The organism is Streptomyces sp. NPDC051776 (genome assembly GCF_040681345.1).
Classification (GTDB): domain Bacteria; phylum Actinomycetota; class Actinomycetes; order Streptomycetales; family Streptomycetaceae; genus Streptomyces.
Map to the genome: position 1 here is coordinate 1 of NZ_JBFAYQ010000042.1, position 26,484 is coordinate 26,484.

Sequence of the window (26,484 nt, forward strand, 5' to 3'; positions counted from 1 at the left end):
TTCGTTTGTCCACACACCAACCGATGATCACGCGATGGCCGTACCCGTTCCCAGCCGGGTTCGCCACAAGATCGCGAAGTCAGACTGGAGTACTAAGCCGGTGCCCCCTGCTCCGCCACCGGGCGTCCTGAACATGCGGCGGATGTGAACAGGCCCGAGGCTGGATCCATGCCGGTACCGACCGGCCCTCGCCCGATCGTGCCTGCACCTGATCGGGCCCGACAGTCTTCCGGCGGTCTTCCGACGGTCCTCGACGCGTGCTGAAGGAGAAGAGGCAGTGGAGTACACCAAGTTGGCGCCCGCGCTCGCGGCCACCTACGAGCGTTTCTCGCAGGAGGGCGGAAGGCGCAGTCCCCTCGCCCGGCAGGCCCGCATGTTCGGGCTCGTATCGGTGCACGAGCGGGCCAAGCCGGTGCGGGTCGTGGTCTCCCTGGAGTGCGACCCCGACGCCACGCTGGACGGCTCGTGGGGCGAGGGGATCGAGGTCAACCAGGGTGGCCGCCGGGTGCGGACCGCCATCGTCCCCCTGGAGTCCCTGGACCGGCTCTCGAGCCATCCGGGGATCAGGCGCATCGTTCCGGCGACCCGGCTGCGTCCGTACCTGGACGTGGCGCAGCAGAAGACCGGGGTGCCCGGATTCAGAACGAGCTCGGATCTGACGGGCCGTGGCGTCGTCGTCGGCATCGTCGACACCGGCATCGACCCTCTGCACCCCGCGTTCGCCGGCCGGATCGAGCGGATCTGGGACCAGACCATGCTGGGCGGGACGGGTGTGCGGGAGGGGCACTACGGCGCGGAGTTCATGAACGCCGGTCTGGCCATGGCCACCCTCTCCCGCGACAGCGAGGGCCATGGCACGCATGTGGCCGGTATCGCGGCGGGCTCGGACGGCGTCGCCCCCGAGGCCCGCCTCGTCGTGGTCAAGACCGACTTCCAGGACGCCCACATCATCGACGGCATCCAGTACGTCTTCCGGGTGGCCCGTGAGCTGGACATGCCGGCGGTGGTCAACCTCAGCCTCGGCGGTCACTTCGATCCGCACGACGGCACCGACCCGATGTCTCTGGCGATCGAGGAGGAATCCGGCGCGGGCAGGATCGTGTGCTGCGCCGCGGGCAACGAGGGCGACGACGACATCCACGCCCGGATCACCGTCCAGGAAGGCCGGGTGAAGTCCGTTCCGTGCCATCCCGGGGTCATCGACGGCCAGGTGGAGGTCTTCGCGCTCAACGGCTGGTACTCGGGAAGCGACCGGCTCGACATCGCGATGGTCTCGCCGTCCGGCGCGACGACCCCGTTCCAGTCCGTACGCACCTCGGGGAACCCGGTGAGCCGGCACACTCTGCCGGAGGGGAGGGTCGAGATCGTCACGCCCGGCCCCGACCGGTTCAACGGCGACCACAACTTCTTCGTCACCGTGGAGCCGTCCGACACCGCTTCCCGTACCACCGCCGGCAAATGGCGGCTGATGGTGCGTGGCACGGCGGTCACCAGCGGGCTGGTGGACATCTGGATGCTGGGCCCGGCGGAGGCCGGTCCCCCCGCGCAGTTCAGCGGTCCCGCGGTGCATGACGCCCTCAAGGTCGGCTCCCCGGGCGCCGCTTCCTCCGCGATCACCGTGGCGGCCGGCACCACCAGGACGCAGTGGACCGACATCGACGGCACGGCCCGGGAGGCGACCTGGCTGGACCTCGACGACATCGCGAGCTTCAGCAGCGAGGGGCCACGCCGGGACGGGGAGCCCAAGCCGGATCTCACTGCTCCGGGAGCGATGATCATCTCCGCGCTGTCCCGGGACGCCGTGGATCTGCAGCGCCCCTTCATGACCGACCGGCTCCATGTGGCGATGCAGGGGACCAGCATGGCCGCGCCGTTCGTCACCGGTGTCGCCGCTCTGCTGCTGCAGCGCGAGCCCGGACTCGACCCCGCGAAGCTGAAGGACATGCTCAAGGCCAACGCCACCATCCCCGGCGGCGCGCAGGGCAGCTTCGACCCCAAGTGGGGCCACGGGATGCTGAGCGCCGAGCGGCTGTGAGCACCGGCGAGAATCGCCGCGTGGACTACACGAAGCTCGACGCCTCGCTCGCCCTGGCCGTCGACGACGCCTCCGGCGACCCGGACGTACGACGGCTGGCGGTCATCGTCCGGCTGGCGGCGCCTGCGTCCGGGCCGCAGGCCGAACGGCTACGGAGCGCTGGCATCGACACGAGGGAGGCTGGGGAGCGGACCGTGCTGACCGGCGTGCTGTCGGTCAGTGACGTCGAGAGCCTCTCGGGGCAGCCCTGGGTGGTGTCTCTCTCGCTGTCCGCCCGGCGGCACCCCTTGTGAGCCGGGCCCAGGTCGGTGGCGTTCGACGCCCGCGCCGCCGGCGGGCCCTGGGATTCCTCGATGGGGAGCGGCGCGTCGCGCACGGCGCTCGGCAGATCGCCTCGGTGCGACGGCCCGGCCGCGACGTGCGCGGCCGGGCCGTCATCGGTTCCCGGTACCCGAGATCGCGTCACGGACGGATGCGCAGCACCTGCGGGTCGTGGTCGCTCGCCTGGTCGGCGAACTCCGCGTTGATGTGGACGATGTCGTAGTCCGCCTTGCGGATGCCGCGGCTGGTCAGCATGTGGTCCAGCACCTGGGAGTTGCCGTTGAAGACATAGCCGTAGCGCTGGTTGCGCGGGAGCCGGGTCACCAGGTCGGTGAGGACGCCGCCCTTGGTGAGGGTGTCGAGGGCGGGGGAGAAGTCGAAGTCGTTGAGGTCACCCGCGACGACGACCCGGGCCTTCGGGTCGAGTTCAAGCAGCGACTTCACCCAGGTGTTCACCACGGTCGCCTGCGCCGTGCGCTGGGTCTCCGACGTACGGGCCGGAGGCTGGTGGACGCCCTCCAGGCCCTGGTCGCCGCCCTTGCTGTTGAAGTGGTTGGCGACGACGAAGACCGGCTCGCCCTTGAAGGTGAACTCTGCGGCCAGCGGCTTCCGGCTGTTCTCCCAGGCCTTGTCGCCCGGTTCGATACGGCCGGGGCTGGCCGAGAGCGTCACCTTGCCGTTGGCGTCCTTGACGGGCTTCATCGCCGTCGTGGCGTCGCCGCCCGGCACGTCCTTGAAAGAGACCCGCTCCGGGTTGAAGAGGAAGGCGACGCGGATGTTGCCGCCGGGCTGGCCGCCGTCCTGGTCGTCGGCCGGGTCGATCTGCCGGGCCTCGTACTTCGGGCCGCCGGCGGCGGCGATGGCCTCGGTCAGCTTCTTCAGGGTCTCGCCCGCGGAGACCACCTTGTCGTTGGTGGGGCCGTTGTCGTCCTGGACCTCCTCCAGGGCGATGACGTCGGGCGAGGAAAGATTCGCGACGACGGCCTCCGCGAGCCGCTCGAACTTCGCCGGCTTGTCCTTGGGGGAGAGGTTCTCCACGTTGTAGGTGGCGACGGAGAGTTCGGTGGAGCCGGCCTTCCGGGTCTTCTCGCGCTTCAGGCCCTTGTCCTGGTGCTTGCCCAGTTCGGTGGCCTGCAGTTCGTAACCGCCGAACTGGTCGTAGTCCAGCGGGCCCGCGGTGATGCCGTCGAGACGGTCACCGACGTTCGCCTTCGGGAAGGGGTGCTCGTCGAAGGGAAGCAGCGAGGATATCTTCACCCGGCCCCCGTTCTGGTCCTTGTAGGAGGAGTAGAGCGTGCCGCCGCGCTCGGTGCGGTTGCGGCGCGGCTCGGCCGTGGCCCACAGCTCGTTGAACTCGCTGCTGGCGCCCACCACTTGGGCGTCGGAGAGCCGCGTGCGCATCCCTTCGAGCGACTCGTAGCGGTCGAGGGCGTACGAGCGCGGCTTCAGCCCCAGGTCCTCGATGCTGCCGCCGTCCGCTTCCGGGGCGTAACGATCCGGCACCGTCGAGGCGTTGAGCTTGAAGGCGGCCGGCAGGTCGTGACCGGAGGAGACGACCTTGTACTCGGGCTTGGTGATCTCGGTGACCGATTGGAGGCCGCCCTGGGAGCCGCCCGGGTAGTACTCGGTGACGGTGCCGGAGACTTGCACGGAGTCGCCGACCTTCACCTCCGGGGTCTTCGCACCGGTGAAGACGAAGATGCCCTCGCTCGTTGCCTGGTCCCGGTCCGGCTTCTCGTCCTGCACCCAGAAGCCGCGGGAGGAACCGAAGGCGCGTATCGCTGTGACGACGCCGGGCACGTCGGTGACCTTCTCGCCCGCGTGCGGGGACACGCGGGTGTTCCCCTGGATGTCGTGGATACGGACCTCGGCGGCGGTCGCGGATCCGGGGACGGCGAGCAGGCCGGCGCCCAGCGCGGCGGCGATCACGGCACCGACGGTCGCGGGCCTGCGGTAAGGGATGGGGGGTTTCGAAGGCATCTGGTGCTCCGGGAATGAGGGTGACGGAGACGTGCAGGACAGGGTGTTGTGCCGGTGGTGCCTGTGGTGCGGAATGTCGCGAGATGTTCTACGCGCGTCAATGTCCTGGGTGCGCGGGGGAGTTGTCAAGGGATGGCCGATGTACGTCCTGTGACAGGGACATGAACCGGGTGTCGAGGTCAAATCCGTCTAGGCTTGGGCAGCGCACGCCCCGCGTGGCCGACCTGTTTCGAGGAGAACCCCTGATGTCCGGAGAACGCCCCACCATGCCCCCGGTGCGTCTGCCCTCGGAGGCCGAGCTCGCGCGGGACGCGCTGGCCGCGCCGCTCTTCGCAAGATCCGTGAGCCTCGCCCGCTGGGCCGGCCCGCACGCCGAGGTCGGCGCGGGCGGAGAACTGCTCGACGACGGGGTTCGGCAGGCGCTCGCCCACCTCGGTCTGGAGGACGACGAGGACGGGCCGGCGTTCGTCAGCGAGGCATGGCAGCTCGCCGTCGACACGGGTCTGATCGAGATCGATGAGACCGAGGAGGCAGCGGAGGGCGACGCCGTCGGGACCTCCTTTCCCAGCGAGGAGGCCGCGCTCGTCACCTCCGGCAGCCCGCAGGACGTCCTCGGCATCTGGCTCAGCGGACTGGAGACCCTGCTCGACGACGCGGTGGCACCCGACCTCGCGGATCTCCTGGAGAGCGTGCAGGAGAGCATGGCGGAGGGCGCGGCACCCGACCTCGGCGCGCTGGACTGGAACCCGGAGGAGGAAGCCCGGTTCCTGGACGAGGTGCTGCGCAACCTCTATCTGCTGACCGCGCTCGAGGGCGGCTCGGCCGACTCCGCGGTGCCGCTGCCCGCCCTGGCCGCCTCCGTGATCGTCCCCGAGGACATGGACGAGCCCACGGACGACATCCTCGAAGAGGTGTCCGTGGCGATGATGCGGCTCGACGACCAGTTCAGGCTGCTGGCGCCCATCGGCCTGGTCGACTACAAGCCGGTCGACGAGGACCTGATCGGAGAACTCGACGAGAGCGCGGAGGAGGCGATCCCCGAGCGGGAGGCCCCCGGGGATGCCGGGATCGACGTGGAGGAGGTCTCCCGTTACGGCATGGTCCGGCTGACCCCGCTCGGCATCTACGGCGTACGGGCGCGGCTGCTCGACGAGGGCACCGAGGCCCCGGCGGTGGGCGACCTCGCGGACAAGGGCGCGGACGTCCTGCTCGACAGGCTCCCCGGATACCCGGAGGCGATCGCCCTGGCCGAGGCCGGGCAGTGGATCGCCCGGCGTGAGCCGTCCGACGCTGCGCGCGAACTCCTCGCCGCGGCGCGCGGCGACGACGAACACGCCCCCAGGCGCCGTCTCGCCTGCCAGCAGGCGCTCCTGCTGGTCGGTGCCGAGGCCGGGCCGGCCCTGCGGGAGGTGCTCGACGATCCGCGGCTCGGCGGGCTCGCCCGGGTGGGTCTCGCCGAACGCGGGGCGACCGATGTGCCGCCGCCGTCCCAGGACATGATCTTCTGGCTGACGATCGACACCATCGCCGCGCAGCTCGGGAGCGCGGACGAGTCCGGCGAGCTACGGGAGTTGATCGAAGGGGTGGCCGGGCAGCACAGCGGCTTCTTCGAGACCGCCTGGCGGGTCGACCACCCGGCGACGGCGGACGTCCTGGAGACCATGGGACGTCTGCATCCGGACAAGAAGATCGCCAAGGAGGCCCGCAAGGCGGCCTTCAAGGCGCGGTCGCAGAAGGCGCGTTGACCCCCGGGCCGACGGTGACTCCGGGCCGACGGTGACTCCGGGCCGACGGTGACCCCGGGCCGGAAGACGCCGTTGCCGCCCATGGCGTTTCGTCGACGACCCCTCCGTGCCGCCCGGTCGGCACCGTCACGGCGTGGACCGGGTCGACGTCCCCGACCGGGACGCGCGCGAGATGCCGGTGCGCGAACAGTTCGGCGACGGCAAGGTGACCCGCGCGCACAAGTCGTCCTCGCCGTACGGGCGGACGCTCTTCGCCGACTCGCGGGACGTCCAGGAACCCGGGGTCATGCCGGCGATCACCGGGCCCCGGCGGAGTCGGCGGTGACCAGGAAGTAGTCGAGGTACCCCTGCTCGTACGCCTCGAGGAAGCGGCGGGGCCACATGTCCTTGAGCGGCGTCTGGGCGAGCCAACGGTCGTAGGCCGCCCACACGTCCTCGCCGATGGAGACCGTCCGTACGCCGGTGAAGCCGCTCCGCATCAGCGCTTCGGCGAAGTCGCCGATGACATGGGGGAGATCGAGGCCGTCGGCGTAGGTGGGCAGCAGGCGGGGCAGCTCCTCCACCCCGCACACGCCCGGTGCGAAGAACGTGGCCAGGGCGAGCCGTCCCCCAGGGCACAGCAGCCGGTCCGCCTCGTGGGCGAACTCCCGCAGATCCGGGAAGTGCTGCGCCGCGTTGACCGAGTACAGGCAGTCCGCCGATCCGTCGGGCAGCGGCATGGCCTCGGCCGCTCCCCGAACGTAGCGGAGCCGCTCGGGGTGTTCGGCGAGGAGGTCGGCATTGGCGATCCGCGCCCGGTCGAGCTGGGCCGGGTGCAGATCGACGCCGCAGACCTCGGCGAAGCGGAATTCCCGCAGGGCCAGTGCACAGCCGAGGCCCAGGCCGCAGCCCACCTCGACGGCCCGGAGACCATCGGTGCGGCCCAACTCGCCCAGGACGAGGCGGTAGAGCTCCTGCTCGGTGCGGAGCCGGTCGTCCTCGGTGAGTGACCGGTCCCGCGGGACGTCCCGCCAGTAGCCGAAGTTGATGAATCCGCCTGTGAACGCGGGCACGCTGCTCAGATCCCAGGACCCGTAGATCGTCTCGACCTGGCCCGGTATGCGCGGCTCCTGCGCCATGAGCGGTCCTCGCCTCGTTGCGGTCACCCCATTAGAGAGCCTTCCCTCCCGGCTTGACCATGCCACGGACAGTACGTGCCTCGACGTACTCGCCCAGAGCCGTCATCTCCCACTCGCCCGAGTACTGGCGGATCAGCTTGCACATCATGACGCCGGTGCGCGGTTCCGCACTCGTGAGGTCGAAGCGTACGAGCTCCTGGCCCGAACCGGCGTCCAGCAGGCGGCAGTACGCCTTCGCGACCTCGGTGAACTTCTGCCCGGAGAAGGAGTTGACGGTGAAGACGAGACCGGTCACCTGGGGCGGGATGTCGCCGAGGTGGACGGTGATGACCTCGTCGTCGCCACCGCCCTCGCCCGTGAGGTTGTCCCCGGAGTGCTGGATGACGCCGCCGAGGATGACCAGCTTGCCGAAGTAACAGGCGTCGATCTTCTCGCGGTTGGGGCCGTACGCAATGACGGAGGCGTCGAGGTCGATGTCCTTCCCGCGGTAGGCGGGCTCCCAGCCCAGCCCCATCTTCACGGAGGTCAGGAACGGGCGGCCGCCCTTGACCAGCGAGACCGTCTGGTTCTTCTGGAGGCTGACCTTGCCCTTGTCGAGGCTGATCTTCCCGGCCCCGGGAGCCGGCGGGGCGGGAGTGGCGGCGGCGGGCTGCGGCGGCGCCGAGGGCTGAACGGGCGGGGCGGCGGCCGGAGGCGGGGGAGCCGCGGCGGGCGGAGGGGGTGCGGCGGCCGGTTGCCGGGCAGCGGACGGGGCGGCCGCCGCGGCTGCCTCCTCCTCCACGGTCACGCCGAAATCGGTCGCGATGCCCGCGAGACCGTTGGCGTAGCCCTGCCCGACCGCGCGGGCCTTCCACGTGCCACCGCGCCGGTAGACCTCGACGACGATCAGTGCCGTCTCGCTGCCGAGCGACGGCGGGGTGAACGTGGCGACCGCGGTGCCGTCGTCGGCCTGCCGGATGGTGGCGGTCGGCTCGATGCCCGCGAAGGTCTGGCCGGCTGCGTCGGGGCTCGCGGTGACCACGATCCTCTCGATGTCGGCGGGCACGGCCGAGGTGTCCACGATGATCGCGTCGGGAGCCGAGCCGCCCCCGGACCGGTAGGTGACACCGGGGCCCGAGGGCTGGTTGTAGAAGATGAAGTCCTCGTCGGAACGCACCTTGCCGGAGGCGGTGAGCAGCAGGCCCGACACATCGAGCCGCACGGGGGCGGCGACGTCCACCGCCACGCGCGCAACGGACAGCGGGATGTTCGAGCCGGGGGTCATTGCGGTCATGCCCGGGGTAACGAGCGGCCCCGCTTTGCAGTTCCATTACCCGGGCGTGAATGCCGCCGTCCGGGCGGATCGGTGCAGAAGTGGCCGGTGAGGCCGTCGTGGCCCGGATGACCGGGCGCGGAAGGGCGTGCCGACATGCCCGATTTTGATCACAGAGTGGCTACTCCGGGACACGGCGAGTTTCAGTAGTGCCAACATGGCGTGGACAATTCCACTACTCCATCTGCCTGTACTCCATCTGCCCGTCCGCTGAGGGAGCGCCATGTCCGGACACGTCACCCCCCACACCCCCAGGTATGCGGCACCGCCACCGACCGACTCAGACGGGCCGGTCGACCGCTGGTTCCGGATCAGTGAGCGTGGATCCACCTACGCGCGCGAGATACGCGGTGGTCTGGCGACATTCTTCACGATGGCCTACATCCTCGTGCTGAATCCCATCATCCTGGGTGGCGCAACCGACAAATTCGGCCATCAGCTCTCAGGTCCGCAACTGGTCACCTCCACCGCGCTGGTGGCGGCGGTCATGACGTTCATCATGGGCGTCGGCGGCAATCTTCCGCTGGCCATCGCCACGGGCCTCGGCCTCAACGCCGTCGTGGCCTTCCAGCTCGCCCCGCTCATGAGCTGGCCCGACGCGATGGGCCTGGTGGTCCTCGAAGGCATCGTCATCTGCGTGCTCGTCGTCACGGGGCTGCGCGAGGCGGTGATGTTCTCCATCCCGCAGCCGCTCAAGCAGGCCATCAGCGTCGGCATCGGCCTGTTCATCGCCTTCATCGGATTCATCGACGCCGGCTTCATCACCCGTATCCCCGGTGACACCGGAACCGTCCCGGTACAGCTCGGGGACGGCGGCCGGCTGATCGGCTGGCCCGTGGTCGTCTTCTGTGTCGGCGTTCTGCTCACCGTCGCCCTGATGGCGCGCAAGGTCCGCGGCGCGATCCTCATGGGCATCCTCGCCATGACGGTCCTGGCCATCGTGATCAACGAGTTCGCCGACATCAACCCGGCGGCGTGGGGCATCACCGAGCCTCGTGTTCCCGACGACATCGTCGCCGCCCCGGACTTCGGACTGCTCGGTTCCTTCAGCCTCTTCGGGGCGTTCGAGCAGGTGGGCGCGATCACGGTCGTGCTGCTCGTCTTCACCCTCGTGCTCAGCGACTTCTTCGACACGATGGGCACAGTCGTCGGCGTCACCAACGAGGCCGGGCTGCTCGACGAGCGGGGACGGGTTCCCAACCTCGGCCGCGTCCTGTTGATCGACGGTGCCGCCGCCGTCGCGGGCGGTGCCGCTTCCGCGTCCTCCAGCACCAGCTACATCGAGTCGGCCGCGGGGGTCGGAGAGGGCGCCCGTACGGGGCTGGCCAGCGTCGTCACCGGCGGCCTCTTCGCCGGTGCGCTCTTCCTCACGCCGCTCGCCACCGTCGTCCCGGCCCAGGCCGCGGCCCCCGCGCTGATCGTCGTCGGCTTCCTCCTGATGTCCCAGGTCCGGCACATCGACTGGGAGCACTACGAGATAGCGATCCCGGCGTTCCTCACGATCACCGTCATGCCGTTCACGTACTCCATCACCAACGGCATCGGCGCCGGCTTCATCGCGTACGCCGTCATCCAGACGGTGCTCGGCAGGGCACGTGCGGTGCACCCGCTGATGTGGGCGACCTCGCTGCTCTTCGCGATCTACTTCGCGATCGAGCCGGTCGAGCAGCTCCTCGGGGTCAAGTGACCTGATCCGCTGTGCGTTGCCCGCCTCCGGCGGACCGCGGAGACGGTCCGCCGGAGGCGCGGCGTACGGGCCTGCGCCGGGCTACGGCAGGGGCGCGCTCCGCCGGGCGCAGGGCCCGGCCCGTCCGGACCGCCGGTGGCGGGCTCGCGGCGCGTGCCCGCGGACCCTCACCGGATGCCGGATCCTTGCCGGGACCGGGTACCGACCGCGCCGGACGCCGTGGTTCAGAGGCGCCGGACCGCCCCTGTCAGCCGGTCGTGAGCCTCGAACAGCGGGCCCCTGATGGTCCGTTCGTGCCGCGGGGTGAGCCTGGCCACGGGCACCGAGCAGTTCAGCGCGTCCCGCGCGGGCATACGGTACGGGATCGCCACACCGAAGCAGCACAGGCCGAGCGCGTTCTCCTCACGGTCAACCGCATAGCCCCGCTCACGGATGACGTGCAGCTCCTCGATGAGTCTCGCGCGGTCGGTGACGGTGTGCTCCGTCACCGGGCTCAGCGTTTCCGGCAGCAGCGCGCGCACCTGCTCGTCGGAGTGGGTGGCCAGCAGCGCCTTGCCCAACGCGGTCGAATGAAAATAGAGTCCCGGAAGAATTCCGAGATTCACCATGAGGAACGACGTTCAGCATATCGAACATCACCTCGTGTGCGGTCGGCAGGAGGATCCGCGGTGACAGCCCCAGTCTGGAGTGTCGACCCCCGAACCGGTAAGCAGCGGGAGCAGGTTGCGGTCGAGGCGACGGCGGAGGAGGTCGACCGGACCGTCCGTGGCGCGCACGCCGCCCGCGACGCGCTCGCCGACCGGGCGCTGCGCTCCGCGTTTCTTCGTACGGCCGCGGACCTCTTCGACGATGCCCGTGAGTTCGTCATCGAGGCCGCCGACGCGGAAACCGCGCTCGGCCCCGGACGTCTGACCGGCGAGCTGGCCCGAACCACCTACCAGCTGCGCTCCTTCGCGCAGGTCGTGGACGAGGGCGCGTTCCTGGACATCGCCATCGATCACGCCGACCCCGACGCAGGAGCGGTGCCCCGCCCCGATCTGCGGCGCTACAAGGTCCCGCTCGGCGTCGTCGCCGTGTACGCCGCGAGCAACTTCCCCCTCGCCTTCTCCGTGCCGGGCGGCGACACCGCCAGCGCACTCGCCGCGGGCTGCCCGGTCGTCGTCAAGGCGCACCCGGACCATCCCGGCACCTCCGAGGTGTGCGCCTCCCTCCTGCGCAGGGCGGCCGCCCTGCACGGACTGCCCGAGGGCGTGGTCGGCCTCGTGCACGGGTTCGACGCCGGGCTCGGCCTGGTGCGCCACCCCCTGGTCGCGGCGGCCGGATTCACCGGCTCCGTCCGCGGCGGGCGGGCCCTCTTCGACACGGCGGCCGCACGGCCGGTGCCCATCCCGTTCCACGGGGAGCTCGGCAGCCTCAACCCCGTCGTCGTCACCCGCAGTGCGGCGCAGGAGCGGGCGGAGGAGCTGGGCGCGGGTCTCGCCGCCTCGATGACGCTCGGCGCGGGACAGTTCTGCACCAAGCCCGGCCTCGTCCTCGTCCCCGCGGGAGAGGCGGGGGACCGCCTGGTGCAGTCCCTGACCAAGGCCGTCAGCGACACGGCGGAAGGCGTCCTGCTCGATCTGCGGATGCGGGAGGCGTTTGTCGCGGGCGTACGGGAGCGTGCGGCGCTCGAGGACGTCAGCAGCCCGGTGACGCCCGGCGAGAGCGGCGAGACCGCCGTCGCCGCGGGTTTCCTCACCGTCCCGGCCGCCCGCCTCGCGGCCGGGGACAGCCATGCGTTGCTGCTCGAGGAGTGCTTCGGCCCGGTCACGGTCGTCGCCCGCTACCAGGACGAGGCCGAGGCCACTGCGGTCGTCGGGCGCCTGTCCGGCAGCCTCACGGCCACCGTTCACCTGGGGCAGGCCGAGGCGGCGGAGGACGGCGGCACGGGGGCGAGGCTGCTGGCCGAGCTGACCCCGCTCGCCGGACGGGTGCTCGTGGACGGCTGGCCCACCGGGGTCGCCGTCGCACTGGCCCAGCACCACGGCGGACCGTACCCGGCCGCCACCTCGACCTCCACGTCGGTCGGCGGCACGGCCATCGGGCGCTGGCTGCGGCCGGTGACCTTCCAGACCACCCCCGACGCCCTGCTCCCCCCGGAACTGCGTGACGGCAATCCGCTGGGGCTGCCGCGCCGCGTGAACGGCGTACGCGAAGGCTGAGGAAGGCGGGGACGGGTGCCGGTCCCAGCAGCCGGGAATGGCTACCGGCATCAGCGGCCACGAACGGCTACCGGCGTCAGGTCCACACCGGGCCGGTCCGGCCCATCGGCGGACATTGCGCAGGTCAGGCGTCACGCATAAGGATCGCTTGGGGAAGAGCGACAGAAATACGCAATGGACGAGGGGGTTCGGCGGGGCCCATAGTGATGGGCATGGAGAAGAGCCTCGGCGGCGCCGAGTTCGCGCCCCAGACGACCTACCTCAACACCGCCTCCAACGGCCTGATCCCTGCGCGTGCGGTAGCCGCCATGCGCACCTCGGTGGAGGACACGGCCGCGGGCAAGGCGGTGGACCACTTCAGTGCGGTCGAAGCCTCCCGGGCCACGTACGCCCGGCTGGCCGGGGTCACCGCCGAACGCGTCGCGGCCGGCGGCTCGGTGGCCGTCTACGCCGGACTGATCGCGACCTCCCTGCCCTCCGGCGCTGAAGTCCTCGTCGCTGAGGGCGACTTCAGCTCACTCGTCAACCCCTTTGCGGTCCGCCGCGATCTGACCGTGCGCAGCGCGCCGCTCGACGACCTGGCCGCGGCGGTGCGCGAGGAGACCGCGCTCGTCGCCGTCAGCGCGGCCCAGTCGGCGAACGGCCGGATCGCCGACATCGAGTCCGTACGGGCCGCCGCCCGCTTGCACGGGGCACGGACGCTCATCGACACCTCCCAGGCGGCCGGCTGGCTCCCTGTGAACGCAGGCGACTACGACTACACCGTGTCCGTCGGCTTCAAGTGGCTGATGTGCCCGCGCGGCGTCACCTTCCTCACCGTTCCCGAGGACTTCGGCGGGCTCGTGCCCGTCTTCGCCGGGTGGGTCGCGGGCGAGAAGCCGTGGGACAGCTGCTACGGGCCGGTCGAGGAACTCGCCCGCTCCGCACGTCGCTTCGACGAGAGCCCGAGCCTGTCCAGCTATGCCGCGGCCGAGCACTCCCTCGCGCTCATCGAGGAGTTGGGCACCGACACCATCCACGCCCACGACGCCGCCCTGGCCGAGCGGTTCCGCGCCGGGCTCGCCGGACTCGGGCAGGAGCCCGTCGCGGCGCCGGGCTCGCCGATCGTCGCCGTACCCGGGCTGGGACACGCGGCCGCGGCCCTCTCGGAGGCCGGGGTGCAGGTCTCGGCGCGCGCCGGAAATCTCCGCGCCGCCTTCCACCTCTACAACACCGCGGCGGATGTGGACCGTCTGCTGGACGTGTTGTCCGGCAGTCTGGCCGGTACCGCCGCTCGCTGACCCGGACGCGCACCGCCGCACGCGTACCCCTAACCGCCCGCGGGCCGGAGGCGGGGCAGACGGAAGCCCCGCCCTGACACGCACCACGTCAGGGCGGGGCTTCCGGTTTTCCGCGGCGGCGCCCCGGAGCACGAACTCCGGGCGCCGGCAGCTCACTTCACCGGGGTGAAGTCCCGGGCGCCGATGAACTCGGGACGGCGGATCGGAGCCGCGAACGGCTCCACGGCCTCGTTCTCCACACTGTTGAAGACGATGAAGACATTGCTGCGCGGGAAGGGCGTGATGTTGTCGCCCGATCCGTGCATGCAGTTGCAGTCGAACCAGGTGGCGGACCCGGCCTTGCCCGTGAACAGCTTGATGCCGTGCTTGCCGGCGAAGTCCGTCAGGGCCTCGTCCGACGGCGTGCCCGCGTCCTGCATCTGCAGCGACTTCTTGTAGTTGTCCTTCGGCGTGGCCCCCGCACAGCCGAGGAAGGTCCGGTGCGAACCGGGCATGATCATCAGGCCGCCGTTGGTGTCGTAGTTCTCGGTCAGAGCGATCGAGACGGACACCGTACGCATGTTGGGCAGGCCGTCCTCGGCGTGCCAGGTCTCGAAGTCCGAGTGCCAGTAGAAGCCCGAAGCACCGAAGCCGGGCTTCACATTGATCCGGCTCTGGTGGACATACACGTCCGAGCCGAGGATCTGGCGGGCCCGGCCCACCACACGGGGATCGCGCACCAGCTGCGCGAACACCTCGCTGATCCTGTGCACCTCGAACACGGACCGAACGTCCTGCGACGTGGGCTCGATGATCGAGCGCTCGTCGGCGCGGACGGTGGGGTCGTTGATCAACCGGTCCAGTTCGGCCCGGTAGGTGGCGACCTCATCCGGAGTGATGAGCTGGTCGACCGTCAGGAAGCCGTCGCGGTCGAAATCGCTCAGATCCGACGGCTGGATGGGGCCCGGGGCCCCCGGCTCCGACCACACGACCGGGTCCAGACGCGGCGTGGCGACCTCGGTTGCGCCGCGCGTCGGGTAGAGGTCGGTCGTTCGCTCGGGTGCGGTTGTCATGGTGGTGCTCCTTCTCCTCTCGTACGGCCCTGTCAGTCCGTGCCCTTTCGGTTGCGGGGTAGGTCAGTTCCCGGCGGGCTCCGCAGGTTCGGTGAGCAGCGGGTAGACGCCGTTCTCGTCGTGGTCCTCCCGGCCGGTGACCGGCGGGTTGAAGACGCAGACGCAACGGAAGTCCGTCCTGGGGCGCAGGGTGTGACGCTCGTGCCCGTCCAGGAGGTACATCGTGCCGGGAGTGATGATGTGCTTCTCGCCGGTCTCGTCGTTGGTCAGCTCGGCCTCGCCCTCGACGCACAGCACGGCCTCGATGTGGTTGGCGTACCACATCGATGTCTCGGTGCCCGCGTAAAGGACGGTCTCGTGCAGGGAGAAGCCGACGCGCTCTCGGGCGAGCACGATGCGTTTGCTCTCCCATGTACCGGAAGCGGACTTCACGTGCCGCTCGGTGCCCTCGATGTCCTTGAAGGATCGGACGATCACGGTGATGTGTGCCTTTCTTTCTCTACGGTCGGCGGTGTGCTGCCGACGGTCGACTCTCCGGTCCCCGGAACGGCCCGGCCGCCCGCGACGAGCGGCCGGGCCGTCCCGGCGGGAGAGTCAGGCCGTCTCGCGCACCGCTCTGGCAAGGGTGCGCAGACCCTCGTCCAGCTCGTCGGGGGAGATCGTCAGTGCCGGAAGCAGTTTGACGACCTCGCTCTCGGGACCGGAGGTCTCGATGAGCAGCCCCAGCTCGAAGGCGCGGGCGGCGACGGCGCTCGCGCGTGACTTGTCGGCGAACTCCATACCCCAGACGAGGCCGCGGCCGCGGTAGTCGGGCTGGAGTTCGGGGTGTTCGTCGGCGATGGCGCGCAGAGCCTGTTCGACCTGCTCGCCGCGGGCCAGGGTCTGCTTCTCCATCTGGCCGTCGGCCCAGTACGTGTCCAGTGCTGCGGCGGCGGTGACGAAGGCCGGGTTGTTGCCGCGGAAGGTGCCGTTGTGCTCGCCCGGCTCCCACAGGTCCAGTTCGGGCTTGAACAGGGTCAGGGCGAGGGGCAGTCCGTAGCCGCTGATGGACTTGGAGACGGTGACGATGTCGGGGACGATGCCGGCCTCCTCGAAGGAGAAGAAGGCACCGGTGCGGCCGCAGCCCATCTGGATGTCGTCGACGATGAGCAGCATGTCGCGCCGCTTGCACAGTTCGGCGAGGTTGCGCAGCCATTCGGCGCGGGCGACGTTGATGCCGCCCTCGCCCTGCACGGTCTCCACGATCACGGCGGCGGGCTGGTTCAGGCCCGAACCCTGGTCCTCCAGCAGCCGCTCGAACCACAGGAAGTCGGGTACCTGGTCGTCCAGGTAGTGGTCGAAGGGCATCGGAGTGCCGTGCACCAGGGGGATGCCGGCGCCGGCGCGCTTGAAGGCGTTGCCGGTGACGGCGAGCGAGCCCAGCGACATGCCGTGGAAGGCGTTGGTGAAGGACACGATCGACTCGCGGCCCTTGACCTTCCGGGCCAGCTTCAGGGCCGACTCCACGGCGTTGGTGCCCGTCGGGCCCGGGAACATCACCTTGTAGGGCAGGTCACGCGGGCGCAGGATGATGTTCTGGAACGCCTCGAGGAAGGCGCGTTTGGCCGTGGTCGACATGTCCAGGCCGTGTGTGACGCCGTCACGCTCGATGTAGTCGATGAGGGCACGTTTCAGCACCGGGTTGTTGTGGCCGTAGTTCAGCGACCCCGCGCCGGCGAAGAAGTCGAGGTAGGTATGGCCGTCCTCGTCGTACATGTAGCTGCCCTGAGCACGATCGAAGACGGTGGGCCAGCCGCGGCAGTAGCTGCGCACCTCCGACTCCAGGGTCTCGAAGACACTCAGGTCGGGCTGGGTGATGGTCACAGCATGCTCCTGGGAGATGAGTGGGGAGAGGGAGAAGTCTGGGGGGAGGGGGTCCTGGAGGGCGGGCCTAGGGCGCCGCGGTCGCGAGCGGCGCGAAAGGGCCGATCTTGTACAGCACCTCGGGCTCGTGACCACCGTCAGGGAAGAGGCCGCCGTGGAACAGCACCTCGCGGTCGACCGATGCGCCGTGGCGCTCGGCGAAGGAGGTGAACAGGCGGTTGGAGGCGGTGTTGTCGGGGGTGATCGTGGTCTCCACACGGCGTACGCCGAGCTCCCCGGTCACACGGGCGGTCAACCCGTCCAGGAGCGAAGCGGCAAGTCCCCGGCCGCGCTGGGCCCGGTCGACGGCGACTTGCCAGACGACCAGGGTCTGCGGGCGTTCGGGACGGATGTAGCCGGTGACGAAACCGACGGGCTCGCCGCTGTCCTCGTCGCGCGCCACGACCGAGGTGCCGGCGAAGTCGCGGCACCACAGGAGGTAGCTGTACGAGGAGTTCAGGTCGAGCACCTGGGAGTCGCGGGCGATGCGCCAGATCGCGGCTCCGTCCTCGACCCGCGGGGTGTCGATCACAATCCCCTCCGGTATTTCGAGGAATTCTCTGTGGGCGCCTGCAAGGTCTGCTTGTGCGGCGGTCATGCGTATTCAATTTACCCAGGCCAATTGAAAAATGCATCGCGAGGAGGGGTTCCGCTGTGGAGTGGTTTGTGGTATCGCGCGTAGGCCCGCGTGCGCGCATACCCCCGAGGGTTTAGGATGGTTTGACCGGGAAAACTCGGGCGAAGTGGACAGCTTGTGAAGTGTGTCACGCATCTGTAACGCCTGTGAGATCCGTCCGAATTACGGTGCCTCACCCTAGCAAAACTTTAGCGTTTGGTCTTGGAAAAAGCGGGCAGAAGAATACGGGGAGCTACACTTCTCAGGAATTGGGAATTCGCTCTCGGAAGATATCCCGATTTGCGGTCGCGGGGAAGTCATGGTGCGGTCCTCCGCCGGGGGCTCGTACAGTGCGTGCATGAGCGAGAGCGCGGTGCTGCACATCAAGGGGCGGGTTCTGGCCGGACCCGACGACGTCCGGGACGAACTGTGGGTGGTGGGTGGGAGGATCACCTACGAACGGCCCGCCGCGCGGGACGTCAGCACCCTCCCCGGCTGGGTCCTGCCGGGCCTGGTCGACGCCCACTGTCACGTCGGACTCGACGCCCACGGGGCCGTCGACGAGTCGACCAGTGAGAAACAGGCGCTGACCGATCGTGAGGCGGGTGCCCTGCTGCTGCGCGACGCCGGTTCCCCCGCGGATACCCGCTGGATCGACGACCGGGAGGACCTTCCGAAGATCATCCGTGCCGGGCGTCACATTGCCCGCACCAAGCGCTACATCCGCAACTACGCCCATGAGATCGAGCCCGAGGACCTCGTCGCCTACGTCGCCCGGGAAGCGCAGCGCGGCGACGGCTGGGTCAAGCTCGTGGGGGACTGGATCGACCGGGGCACCGGAGACCTCAGCGCCTGTTGGCCGCGCGGCGCCGTCGAGGAGGCCATCACCGAGGCCCACCGCCTCGGTGCCCGCGTCACGGCCCACTGCTTCGCGGAGGAGTCCCTCGCGGATCTGGTGGAGGCCGGCATCGACTGCATCGAGCACGCCACCGGGCTGACCGAGGAGACCATCCCGCTCTTCGCCGAGCGGGGCGTCGCGATCGTCCCGACGCTGGTCAACATCGCCACGTTTCCCGCGCTCGCGGACGCCGGTGCGGGGAAGTTCCCTGCGTGGGCGGATCACATGCGCCGCCTCCACGCCCGCCGCTACGACACCGTGCGCGCCGCCTATGACGCCGGAATCCCCGTCTACGCGGGCACGGACGCGGGCGGAGGCCTCGCGCACGGCCTCGTCGGCGCGGAGGTCGCGGAACTCGTCACGGCGGGCATCCCGGTGAACGCGGCGCTGTCGGCGGCGACATGGGGCGCCAGGGAGTGGCTCGGCAGGCCGGGGCTGACCGAGGGAGCCCCGGCGGACCTGGTGGTCTACGAGACGGATCCGCGTGACGACGTACGGGTGCTGACGGCGCCGCTCCAGGTCGTCCTGCGGGGGCGCGTCGTCGATTGAGGTCTCCCTCGTCCACCGGTGGTGCGGCCGAGGGGGAGTGGGCGGACGCGGGCGGGGAGCCGGCCGACGCGGGTGGGGAGACGGCGGACGAGAAGCCGCCGGCGGAGGGCGGCTTACGGATGGTCGGCAGCACGGGGGTCGGCTTACGGAGGGTCCGCGAAGGCGTCCGACAGGGCGTCCGTTTCGCCGTACGACGGGATCGGTGCCTCGGGCTCGCCGGGATGGGCGATGTCCCCGGCGAGCTCGACCGCGCGGTGCAGCGCGGCGCGGAAGAGCAGCGAACCCGTGCTGATGCGCCGTACGCCGAGGGCTGCCAGCTCCTCGTAGCTGTGACGGCCGGGGGCGAACAGGACATTGAGCGGCAGGGCCGTCCGGGAGAGCAGCGCGGCGATCCCGGCCGGGTCCCGTAGGCCGGGCACGAAGATGCCGTCGGCACCGGCCCGTTCGTACGCCTCGGTCCTGCGCAGGGTCTCGGCGGCCGCGTCGTCCAGTCCCAGCCAGTACGGGTCGGTCCGCGCGTTGACGAACAGGTGCGGTGCGCGCTCCTTCATGGCCGCGATCACCGCGCACTGGTGGTCCTGCGGAGCCAGGGAGCCGTCGGGGCGGCCGTCCTCGATGTTCACCCCGACGACCCCGGCGTCGGCGAGACCGGCGGCCAACGCCGCGACGTCGTCGGGGAGTTCGGCGAAGCCGCCCTCGATGTCGACGGTGATCAGGGCCGGAAGCCGGACGAGGCGGCGGGCCAGGGCGAGGGTCAGGCCACGGGTGGCGCTCTCCGCGTCCGGCAGGCCGGCCGTGGCCGCGATGCCGAGGCTGGTGGTGCCGATGGCGGCGAAGCCGCGGGCGGCGAGCGCGGCGGCGGAGGCGTGGTCCCAGACGTTGGGCAGGAGCAGCGGCCGGTCGGTGTGATGGAGGGCGCGGAAGGTGGCGAAACGGTCGTCGGTCACGCGCTTCATCTTGCTGCAGGGGTCCGACAGTGAGGAGGTGTCCGGTGCCCGGCAAGCGGTGCGGGGTCGACGGCGTCACAGGGTGCGGATACTCCCCCGGGCGGCTGGGTGCGGCAGGTCGTGGGGCAAGCCCGACGCATGGCTCCCGTCCGCGGCTCGGAGCCGTGCGCCGTTGCGGGAGTGACGTAGGAGCTCCCATGTGCCGCCGAATTCGAATGCCGAAGCGGAAACCACCCGTTGGGGTGAACTCGCGTGAGGGGGCCGCCAGTTCACCCGCGGTGCGTAAGTATGACGAGCATCGAGGCCGTCGACGCCCTTGATGTCCCCATTGGCGGGTGTCGTCGGTTCCATGTCTCTTGTGGGGGTTCTACCACCGTGAACAGCTCTGCCTTCAGCATGCCCGCGCGCCGTGCCGCCGCCGTGCTGACCGTCACCGTCCTGACCGCGGGTTCCGCGGCTCTCATCGGGGCGGTACCCGCTTACGCCACCGACGGGGACGGCGGCGGAAAGGCCGGTGCGGTCGTGCTCCGCACCGGCCTCGATGTCAATCTGCTCAGCAAGTCGGTTCACGCGCCGCTCAACGTCGCCCTCAATGAGGTGGACGCGCCGGCCAGCGAGAACAAGACGGCTCTGACCGCGAAGTTGGACGGCGTCGACCACGGCAAGCCCTTCAGCGTGCTGCGGGCCGATGTCGCCACCGCCCGCGCCACCACCGAGGGGAACAAGGCCAAGGGCTACGCGAACCTCGTACGGGCCAAGGTCAATGTGCCGGGTCTGCCGCTGCGGCCGCTGATCGAGGTCGAGCAGGTTACGTCCAAGGCGGTGTGCCAAGCGGGCGAGAAGCCCACGGCCACCTCGAACGTGCTCGGGACTGTGCGCGTGCTCGGCAAGAAGGTCACGCTCAGCGCGAGCGGCACGACCGAGGTCAAGGTTCTGGGCGTGGGCAAGGTGCGGCTCGACCTGTCGAAGACCTCCACCACCTCGCGCTCCGCCGCGGCCACCGCCCTGGAACTGGCCGTCGCCGTCAACCCGGGGAAGCTCAATGTCGCCGAGGTGAAGGGGAAGGTCACCCTCGTCCGCGCCACGTGCGAGAGCCCCTCGGGCACGCCGTCGACGGAGACGCCGGAACCTGCCGACAGCGAGACGCCCGCGGCGGAGAACCCCGACACCGAGAAGCCGGGTCTCAGCACGCAGACCGGCAAGCAGGAGACGGACAACCTCGCCGAGACCGGCGGCAGTTCGAGCACCCCGTACCTCGCGGGCGGTGCGGCACTGCTGATCGCCGCGGGCGGCGGAGCGGTCGTCCTGGCTCGTCGGCGCCGCCAGAACTGACGCCGGCGCGCCGATGCCGGGCGTCGACGCGGTGGCCCTGACGCCGACGCGTCGACACCCGGGGCGTTGACGCCGTCGCGTTGACGCCGGAGCCGCCGACCCGGGCCCCTCCAGGCCCGGGTCGGCGTTCGGCCGCGGTCGGCGTTCGGCTGGGATGGGCCATGGGACGGGATCAGGGTTCGTCCGGGATCAGGAACCGGCCAGGGCCTTGGCCAGGGCGTCGGCGAAACGGTCGGTTGTGCCGCGGTCGCGCACGGCCACCCGTAGCCAGTCCGGTCCCAGACCGGGGAAGGTGTCACCGCGGCGCACTGCGTATCCCAGTGCGCGCAGCCGCTCCCGTACGGCGGCCGCTCCCGCGAGACGCAGCAGCACGAACGGGCCTGCGGCGGGCTCGCACACCTGCACCCCGTCGAACTCTGCCAGGCGGGCGATGAGATGGGCCCGGTCCGAGGCCAGGTGATGCGCGGCGTGGGCGGTCTCGGCGAGCGCCGGGGGAGCGCTGCACGCCTCCGCAGCCGTCAGCGCCGGAGCGGACACCGGCCACAGTGGCTGCGCCCGCTCCAGGGCGGTGACCAGGTCGGGCTCGGTGAGGGCGTAGCCGATGCGCAGCCCCGCCAGTCCCCAGGTCTTGGTCAGACTCCGCAACACGACCAGGCCGGGGAGATCCGTCCGCGAGGCCAGGGACTCCTGCTCGCCCGGCACCGCGTCCATGAACGCCTCGTCCACGACGAGGATCCGCCCCGGTCGGGCCAGTTCGGCAAGGTCGCGCGCCGGGTGCAGTACGGAGGTGGGGTTGGTGGGATTGCCGACCACGACGAGGTCGGCGTCATCAGGGACTGCCTTCGGGCGGAGCCGGAAGCCGTCCTCCTCGTCCAGGAGGAGCCTCTCCACCACATGGCCCGCATCACGCAGGGCCGCTTCGGGCTCGGTGAACTGCGGATGCACGACGACGGGGCGGCGTGCGCTGAAGGCGCGGGCGATGAGCACGAACGCCTCCGCAGCACCGGCCGTCAACAGCACACGATCCACCGGCAGTTCATGCCGTACGGCCACGGCCTGGCGCGCCGACCGCGGGTCCGGATAGACGGCGAGCCCGTCGAGAGACGAGGCGATCCGGGCCTTGAGCCAGGTCGGCGGGGTGCCGGCGCGGACGTTGACCGCGAGATCGGTCAGTCCCGCGCCGGCACCCCGGACTTCGGCGTCGCCGTGGTGCCGCAGGTCATGAGCGTCGGGCCCGGCTGCCCGGTCCTTCCCGTCTCCGTGCGGGTCCGGCATTTCCCGGGTACCGCGGGCAGTGTCCGACTGCGGCGCGGCCTCCGGAGGGGGTGCGGTCTCCGGATGGGCGGTCTCTGGGTTGGGTGCGTCCTCCGAATGAGGTGAGGCATCCGGACGAGGTGAGGCGTCCGGATTGGTTGCGGTGTCCGGATGGGGTGCGGTGTCCGGATGGGAGGCGGCCCCCGGTTGGGGTGCGGCCCCCGGATGAGGTGAGGCGTTCGGATTGGGGGCTGTGTCCGGATTGGTTGCGGTGTCCGGATGAGAGGCGGCCCCCGGTTGGGGTGCGGCCCCCGGTTGGGGTGCGGTCTCCGGATCCAGCGCCGCGTGCTGCCCGTGCGCTGAATGCGGACCGAGCATGGCGCACCGCTCCCGCCCTGCGGGCACATCGGGCATGTCGTGCGGCACCTCCGTCAACTCCGAACCCCGCGCGGGGTGCGGGGCCGGTGCGGTGTGCGAATGCGGAGCGGTCCGTGGATCCGCTGCGGCCCGGTGATCGAGTGCCGCCAACAGGCCCTCCTCCGCGCCGGGTTCAGTGGGCGTGGGCATGTCCGCCCTGGTGGTGGTCGCCGCCCGCATGGCCGTGCCCCCGGCCGCCGCCGGACTCGTCGTCGGGATGGTCGAGCGGCTGTTCCTCAACGCCCGCCGGCTCGTCCCCGGAGCCCGGGTGCGCATTGCGGTCGGCGCAGGACTCGCAGGCCGCCGGCGCATCGTCCGCGAGGGCCTCGCGGTAGCGCTCCATGACCAGGTCCGCCAACTCCTCGGTCGGCCCGATGACGTCGGCCGACATCACCTCCACCTCGGGGTGGGCCGCGGCCCAGCCCTCCGTCTGCATCCGCACACGCCCGGGCAGCAGGCCGGTGAACAGGAAGTAAGGCAGGACGACGATGCGGCGCGCCCCCAGCCGTACGCACCGGTCCAGACCCGATGGCACGTCGGGCGCCGCAAGGGACACGAAGGCGGTTTCGACCCCCGCGAACCCGCGGCCCTCCCAGAGCAGCCGCGCGGCCCGGTGCACGTCGGCGTTGACATCCGGGTCGGTCGAGCCGCTTCCCACCAGCAGGACCGTCGTCCCGGCCCGGTCGGAGGGCCTGCGCGCCCGCTCGCCCAGCGCCTCCTCCAGCCGCCGCTCCAGCACCGCCAGCACCTTCGGGTGCGGTCCCAGCGGTCGGCCGTACCGGTACGAGATGCCGGAATGCCGCCCCTGCTCCCGGGCCAGGGCGTCGGAGAAGCCGCCCCCGATGCGCCCCGCCGGGGCCAGCGCCAGCGGCACGGCCGCCACCTGGCGCACGCCCTGCTCGACGAGTTCGGACAGGGTGTCCGCCAGCGGCGGTGTGGACGGCTCGGTGAACCCGCCCGCTACGGGCAGGTCGGGATTGCGCAGGCCCAGCCCGCGCACGAAGTCGCGGAAGGCCTCGGCTCCCGCTTCGTCATATGGTCCGGGGGTGGCGATGAGCAGAGCTGGCGGGGTCGTCACGAGTACTCCTCAGTGGTGCGGAGGGAGCCGACCGATCCGGACGGTTCGGTGTACAACGGTGCCTTTACGGCGGCTGCGGGGACTGTGGAACCGCCTTGGCCGCAGACGTTACTGAGGGCGGCGGGACCGCGCACACGCCGGACCGTTTTGTTCCCTGCCCGTCCGGCGCAGAGGACCGGCAGGCCGATGGTCCCGTCGACTGCGGCGACGGATACGCATGATGTGCCCGGAGCCGCCGGAACCCGGCCGAGTGCCCCCTCGCTCGCGGGCCCCACGCCCTCGTACACCCCGCGCACGACGGCTCGCCTGACCCCCACGACCCTGAAGGGCCACCGTACTGAGAAAGCCCTCGTCGGCCCGGGCTCGCCGGCACTTCGACGCATGGCCGTCAGCGTGGCCGTCATGTCGGCCACCGGTCGTCGTCGGGAGGCACTCAACGGCCGCCCGCGTCGCAGGGAGGGGACGAAACCACGCCGCGTGCGCCTGGTACCGCCCCGGACAGGGCCGCGCCGCTGTCCGGCCGGCAGCCGGCCACGGCCACTGTCGCCTTGGCGGGGCGGCCCTTCGGTGCGGACTTCCGCTTGGGCACGAGGAGTTCGGCTCCCTCTCCGGCGGCCAGGAGCGCGGCAGCCTCGGCGACGCTCGGTGTGCCGATCGCGGGCTGTGCCGCGCCGGACGGGTTGGGTACGTCGACACCGGCCAGCGCTTCCGCCGCATAGGTACGCAGCCCCACACCCAGCTTCCGCGCCGCGTCGACGAGTCCCGTCTCGTCGGCCTTGGAGTCGACCGTCGCCAGCGCGGTGACCGGGCGCTCGGACAGCCCCGCCTCCGCCAGGGCGCATCGGATCAGGTCCAGGACTTCATCCTCCCCCACCCCGCGGCTCGCCCCGACGCCGACCGTCAAGCACATCCGCCCCGCCGCTTTGTGCCCCGGCTCCCCAGGGGGCGCCGCAAGACCTCGGCCCTCAGGGACGGCCTGGTCGGTGGTCGGCCTGAGGACGCGCCTGTCCGCGCTGCCGGTTGCGGTCGACGGTGACGGTAGGGGCTCCTCAGCCGGTGGCTGGTTCCGTGCGCTCGCGGGCACGGCGGGGAGCGGCCGGGTGCTGCCCGCGCGCAGTGTGGCGGGCGAACCGTGCGGCATGGCCCGATCCGGCCGACTCCTCACTCTCGGCACATCCCCGTACTCGCCGTCCGCCCTCACCGTCCGCAATGGTCCACGAACCTCCGGGCGATGCCCGGTGCGGCTGCCCAGTGCACATGGACGTACGAGGCGTGCACGCCGCCCTGGACGAACCCCTCGACGTGCGGGGCCGGTTGGCGCAGCCCCCAGGCAGGTGTCCCGCCGGAGCCCGGCTCGATCACGGTGCGGTGGAACTCGTGCCCGCGTAGACGCGTGCCGGTCGCGGCCAGCACACTGTCCGAGACCGCGACCGCCTCCCGGTAGCCGAGCGTGAGGCACTCGGACATACGTGCGTGAGCGTCCAGCACACCGCACATCGGACTGCCGTCCAGGGACCTGGACAGATAGAGCAGGCCCGCGCACTCGGCGGCCACCGGGGCGCCGGAGGCGGCGAGGTCCGCCACCGCCTTGCGGAGTGGTTCGTTCGCCGAGAGCTCCGGGGCGTAGACCTCGGGGAAGCCACCGCCGATGACCAAGCCGGCCGTCCCGAGCGGGAGTTCCTCGTCCCGCAGGGGGTCGAAGACCGCCACGTCCGCGCCCGCCACCGTGAGCAGCTCCGTGAGCTCGGTGTAGGAGAAGGTGAAGGCAGGGCCGCCGGCCACCGCGACGACGGGGCGGCCCGCCGGGCCCGTTGCTGCGCTCCTTTCCGGCGTACGGGCGGCCGCGACGGGGCCGCTGCCGCCGGCTCGGCCCGTTCCGGCCGATGCCTCGCGGCTCGTGGGGCGCTCCGGCGCCGGCTCGGGGCCTTCCCCGCCCTTCAATGCCGCCGTCTCGGGGCCTCCCGCGCCCTTCAACGCCGCCGCCGGATCCCAGGGCTCCGCCCGTAGCGCCGGGGCGCTGCCGGCCAGCGCCATCAGCGAGTCCAGGTCGCAGCCCGTCCGTATCCGCTCGGCCCAGGCCGCGGCGGACTCCGTCGCTTCGCGGTGCCGCTCCGCCGCCGGAATCAGTCCCAGGTGGCGGGAGGGCGCCCTGACACCGTCCGCTCTCCGCAGGACGCCGAGCACCGGTACGCCGGAGGCCTCCAACGCCTCGCGGAGCAGCGTCTCGTGGCGGTCCGAGGCGACCTTGTTGAGGATCACCCCGCCGATCCGCACTTCCGGGTCCCATGATGCGAACCCGTGCACCAGCGCGGCCACCGAGCGCGACTGCGAGGAGGCGTCGACAACCAGCACCACCGGCGCTCGGAGGAGCTTTGCGACATGCGCGGTCGAGGCCAGCTCCCCTTGCCCTGCCGCGCCGTCGTACAGTCCCATCACACCCTCGACGATCGCGAGATCCGCTCCTGCCGCCCCGTGCAGGAACAGCGGCGCGATCAGCTCCGGACCGCACAGAAACGCGTCCAGGTTGCGGCCCGGCCGGCCCGTCGCCAGCGCGTGGTAGCCCGGGTCGATGTAGTCCGGGCCCACCTTGTGCGGGGACACCGCGACCCCGCGCTCCGCGAAGGCCGCCATCAGCCCCGAGGCCACCGTCGTCTTGCCACTGCCGGAAGCCGGTGCCGCAACGACAAGACGCGGAACGGCGACCGGCGTCGAGCACCGAACGGTCTCCGGAACGGCGACCGGTGCCCTCACCGCAACGGG

Annotated in this window: 21 protein-coding genes and 1 pseudogene; 9 read left to right on the plus strand and 13 right to left on the minus strand. The window is 71.1% G+C overall.

The genetic code is table 11. The annotated features are described in order from the left end of the window. Positions 1–277: 277 nt before the first annotated feature. Positions 278–2,035 carry a S8 family peptidase gene (locus AB0M26_RS25460; protein ID WP_365264208.1) on the plus strand — a complete coding sequence of 586 codons (1,758 nt, stop codon included), beginning with the start codon at positions 278–280 and terminating at the stop codon, positions 2,033–2,035. Positions 2,036–2,055: 20 nt separating this feature from the next. Then, positions 2,056–2,328: a hypothetical protein gene (locus AB0M26_RS25465; RefSeq protein ID WP_365264211.1), complete on the plus strand. Its 273-nt coding sequence runs from the start codon at positions 2,056–2,058 to the stop codon at positions 2,326–2,328. 169 nt (positions 2,329–2,497) lie between these two features. Here AB0M26_RS25465 and AB0M26_RS25470 read toward each other — a convergent pair whose 3' ends face one another. Next, positions 2,498–4,336 (minus strand): endonuclease/exonuclease/phosphatase family protein, encoded by a 1,839-nt coding sequence (locus AB0M26_RS25470; protein ID WP_365264214.1) that lies wholly within the window; start codon positions 4,334–4,336, stop codon positions 2,498–2,500. A gap of 245 nt (positions 4,337–4,581) precedes the next feature. Between AB0M26_RS25470 and AB0M26_RS25475 the strand changes: the two genes are divergently transcribed. Both AB0M26_RS25475 and AB0M26_RS25480 read left to right on the plus strand, forming a co-directional pair. Beyond that, entirely contained in the window at positions 4,582–6,081 is a 1,500-nt protein-coding gene (locus AB0M26_RS25475; RefSeq protein WP_365264216.1) for a hypothetical protein, read from the plus strand. A 133-nt stretch (positions 6,082–6,214) separates the two neighbouring features. After that, positions 6,215–6,406 carry a hypothetical protein gene (locus tag AB0M26_RS25480; RefSeq protein WP_365264323.1) on the plus strand — a complete coding sequence of 64 codons (192 nt, stop codon included), beginning with the start codon at positions 6,215–6,217 and terminating at the stop codon, positions 6,404–6,406. On the opposite strand, the gene AB0M26_RS25485 is transcribed toward AB0M26_RS25480, so the two are convergent. Both AB0M26_RS25485 and AB0M26_RS25490 read right to left on the minus strand, forming a co-directional pair. Further along, positions 6,378–7,199 carry a methyltransferase domain-containing protein gene (locus tag AB0M26_RS25485; RefSeq protein ID WP_365264219.1) on the minus strand — a complete coding sequence of 274 codons (822 nt, stop codon included), beginning with the start codon at positions 7,197–7,199 and terminating at the stop codon, positions 6,378–6,380. The genes AB0M26_RS25480 and AB0M26_RS25485 overlap by 29 nt on opposite strands. A gap of 31 nt (positions 7,200–7,230) precedes the next feature. Continuing rightward, entirely contained in the window at positions 7,231–8,463 is a 1,233-nt protein-coding gene (locus AB0M26_RS25490; protein ID WP_365264316.1) for a TerD family protein, read from the minus strand. Positions 8,464–8,734: 271 nt separating this feature from the next. On the opposite strand from AB0M26_RS25490, the gene AB0M26_RS25495 reads away from it, so the two are divergent. Then, positions 8,735–10,198, plus strand: coding sequence for an NCS2 family permease (locus tag AB0M26_RS25495; protein WP_365264221.1), 1,464 nt, complete (start codon positions 8,735–8,737; stop codon positions 10,196–10,198). A gap of 224 nt (positions 10,199–10,422) precedes the next feature. Here the strand turns inward: AB0M26_RS25495 and AB0M26_RS25500 are convergent. Further along, positions 10,423–10,770 (minus strand): annotated as a pseudogene (locus AB0M26_RS25500) (IclR family transcriptional regulator C-terminal domain-containing protein); the annotation flags it as partial. A 96-nt stretch (positions 10,771–10,866) separates the two neighbouring features. Between AB0M26_RS25500 and AB0M26_RS25505 the strand changes: the two are divergent. Together AB0M26_RS25505 and AB0M26_RS25510 are read left to right on the plus strand one after the other, a co-directional pair. After that, positions 10,867–12,399: an aldehyde dehydrogenase (NADP(+)) gene (locus AB0M26_RS25505; RefSeq protein WP_365264223.1), complete on the plus strand. Its 1,533-nt coding sequence runs from the start codon at positions 10,867–10,869 to the stop codon at positions 12,397–12,399. Positions 12,400–12,605: 206 nt separating this feature from the next. After that, positions 12,606–13,679, plus strand: a complete 1,074-nt coding sequence (locus AB0M26_RS25510; protein WP_365264225.1) for an aminotransferase class V-fold PLP-dependent enzyme — start codon at positions 12,606–12,608, stop codon at positions 13,677–13,679. Between the two features lie 152 nt (positions 13,680–13,831). Here the strand turns inward: AB0M26_RS25510 and thpD are convergent, their stop codons facing one another. The 4 genes from thpD to ectA form a co-directional block, all read right to left on the minus strand. Continuing rightward, a complete protein-coding gene (gene thpD, locus AB0M26_RS25515) occupies positions 13,832–14,731 on the minus strand; it encodes an ectoine hydroxylase (RefSeq protein ID WP_365264227.1) in 900 nt (299 codons plus the stop codon). Positions 14,732–14,794: 63 nt separating this feature from the next. Next, positions 14,795–15,208 (minus strand): ectoine synthase, encoded by a 414-nt coding sequence (locus AB0M26_RS25520; protein WP_365264229.1) that lies wholly within the window; start codon positions 15,206–15,208, stop codon positions 14,795–14,797. Positions 15,209–15,325: 117 nt separating this feature from the next. Further along, complete coding sequence (gene ectB / locus AB0M26_RS25525) at positions 15,326–16,594, minus strand: diaminobutyrate--2-oxoglutarate transaminase (RefSeq protein WP_365264231.1); 1,269 nt, start codon at positions 16,592–16,594, stop codon at positions 15,326–15,328. A 67-nt stretch (positions 16,595–16,661) separates the two neighbouring features. Beyond that, a complete protein-coding gene (gene ectA / locus AB0M26_RS25530) occupies positions 16,662–17,231 on the minus strand; it encodes a diaminobutyrate acetyltransferase (RefSeq protein WP_365264234.1) in 570 nt (189 codons plus the stop codon). A gap of 376 nt (positions 17,232–17,607) precedes the next feature. Here ectA and AB0M26_RS25535 point away from each other — a divergent pair, with 376 nt between their 5' ends. Next, positions 17,608–18,696, plus strand: coding sequence for an amidohydrolase family protein (locus tag AB0M26_RS25535; protein WP_365264236.1), 1,089 nt, complete (start codon positions 17,608–17,610; stop codon positions 18,694–18,696). 143 nt (positions 18,697–18,839) lie between these two features. Here the strand turns inward: AB0M26_RS25535 and AB0M26_RS25540 are convergent, their stop codons facing one another. Further along, on the minus strand, positions 18,840–19,643 hold the full coding sequence (locus tag AB0M26_RS25540; protein WP_365264238.1) for an isocitrate lyase/phosphoenolpyruvate mutase family protein: 804 nt from the start codon (positions 19,641–19,643) through the stop codon (positions 18,840–18,842). Between the two features lie 375 nt (positions 19,644–20,018). On the opposite strand from AB0M26_RS25540, the gene AB0M26_RS25545 reads away from it, so the two are divergent. Continuing rightward, positions 20,019–20,975 carry an SCO1860 family LAETG-anchored protein gene (locus tag AB0M26_RS25545; protein WP_365264240.1) on the plus strand — a complete coding sequence of 319 codons (957 nt, stop codon included), beginning with the start codon at positions 20,019–20,021 and terminating at the stop codon, positions 20,973–20,975. 189 nt (positions 20,976–21,164) lie between these two features. Here AB0M26_RS25545 and cobC read toward each other — a convergent pair whose 3' ends face one another. The 4 genes from cobC to AB0M26_RS25565 form a co-directional block, all read right to left on the minus strand. Continuing rightward, positions 21,165–22,250 (minus strand): Rv2231c family pyridoxal phosphate-dependent protein CobC, encoded by a 1,086-nt coding sequence (gene cobC / locus AB0M26_RS25550; protein WP_365264243.1) that lies wholly within the window; start codon positions 22,248–22,250, stop codon positions 21,165–21,167. A 529-nt stretch (positions 22,251–22,779) separates the two neighbouring features. After that, a complete protein-coding gene (locus AB0M26_RS25555) occupies positions 22,780–23,724 on the minus strand; it encodes a sirohydrochlorin chelatase (protein WP_365264246.1) in 945 nt (314 codons plus the stop codon). A gap of 433 nt (positions 23,725–24,157) precedes the next feature. Then, positions 24,158–24,634, minus strand: coding sequence for a cobalamin biosynthesis protein (locus AB0M26_RS25560; protein WP_365264248.1), 477 nt, complete (start codon positions 24,632–24,634; stop codon positions 24,158–24,160). A 287-nt stretch (positions 24,635–24,921) separates the two neighbouring features. Then, on the minus strand, positions 24,922–26,475 hold the full coding sequence (locus AB0M26_RS25565) for a cobyrinate a,c-diamide synthase (protein ID WP_365264318.1): 1,554 nt from the start codon (positions 26,473–26,475) through the stop codon (positions 24,922–24,924). Positions 26,476–26,484 lie beyond the last annotated feature (9 nt).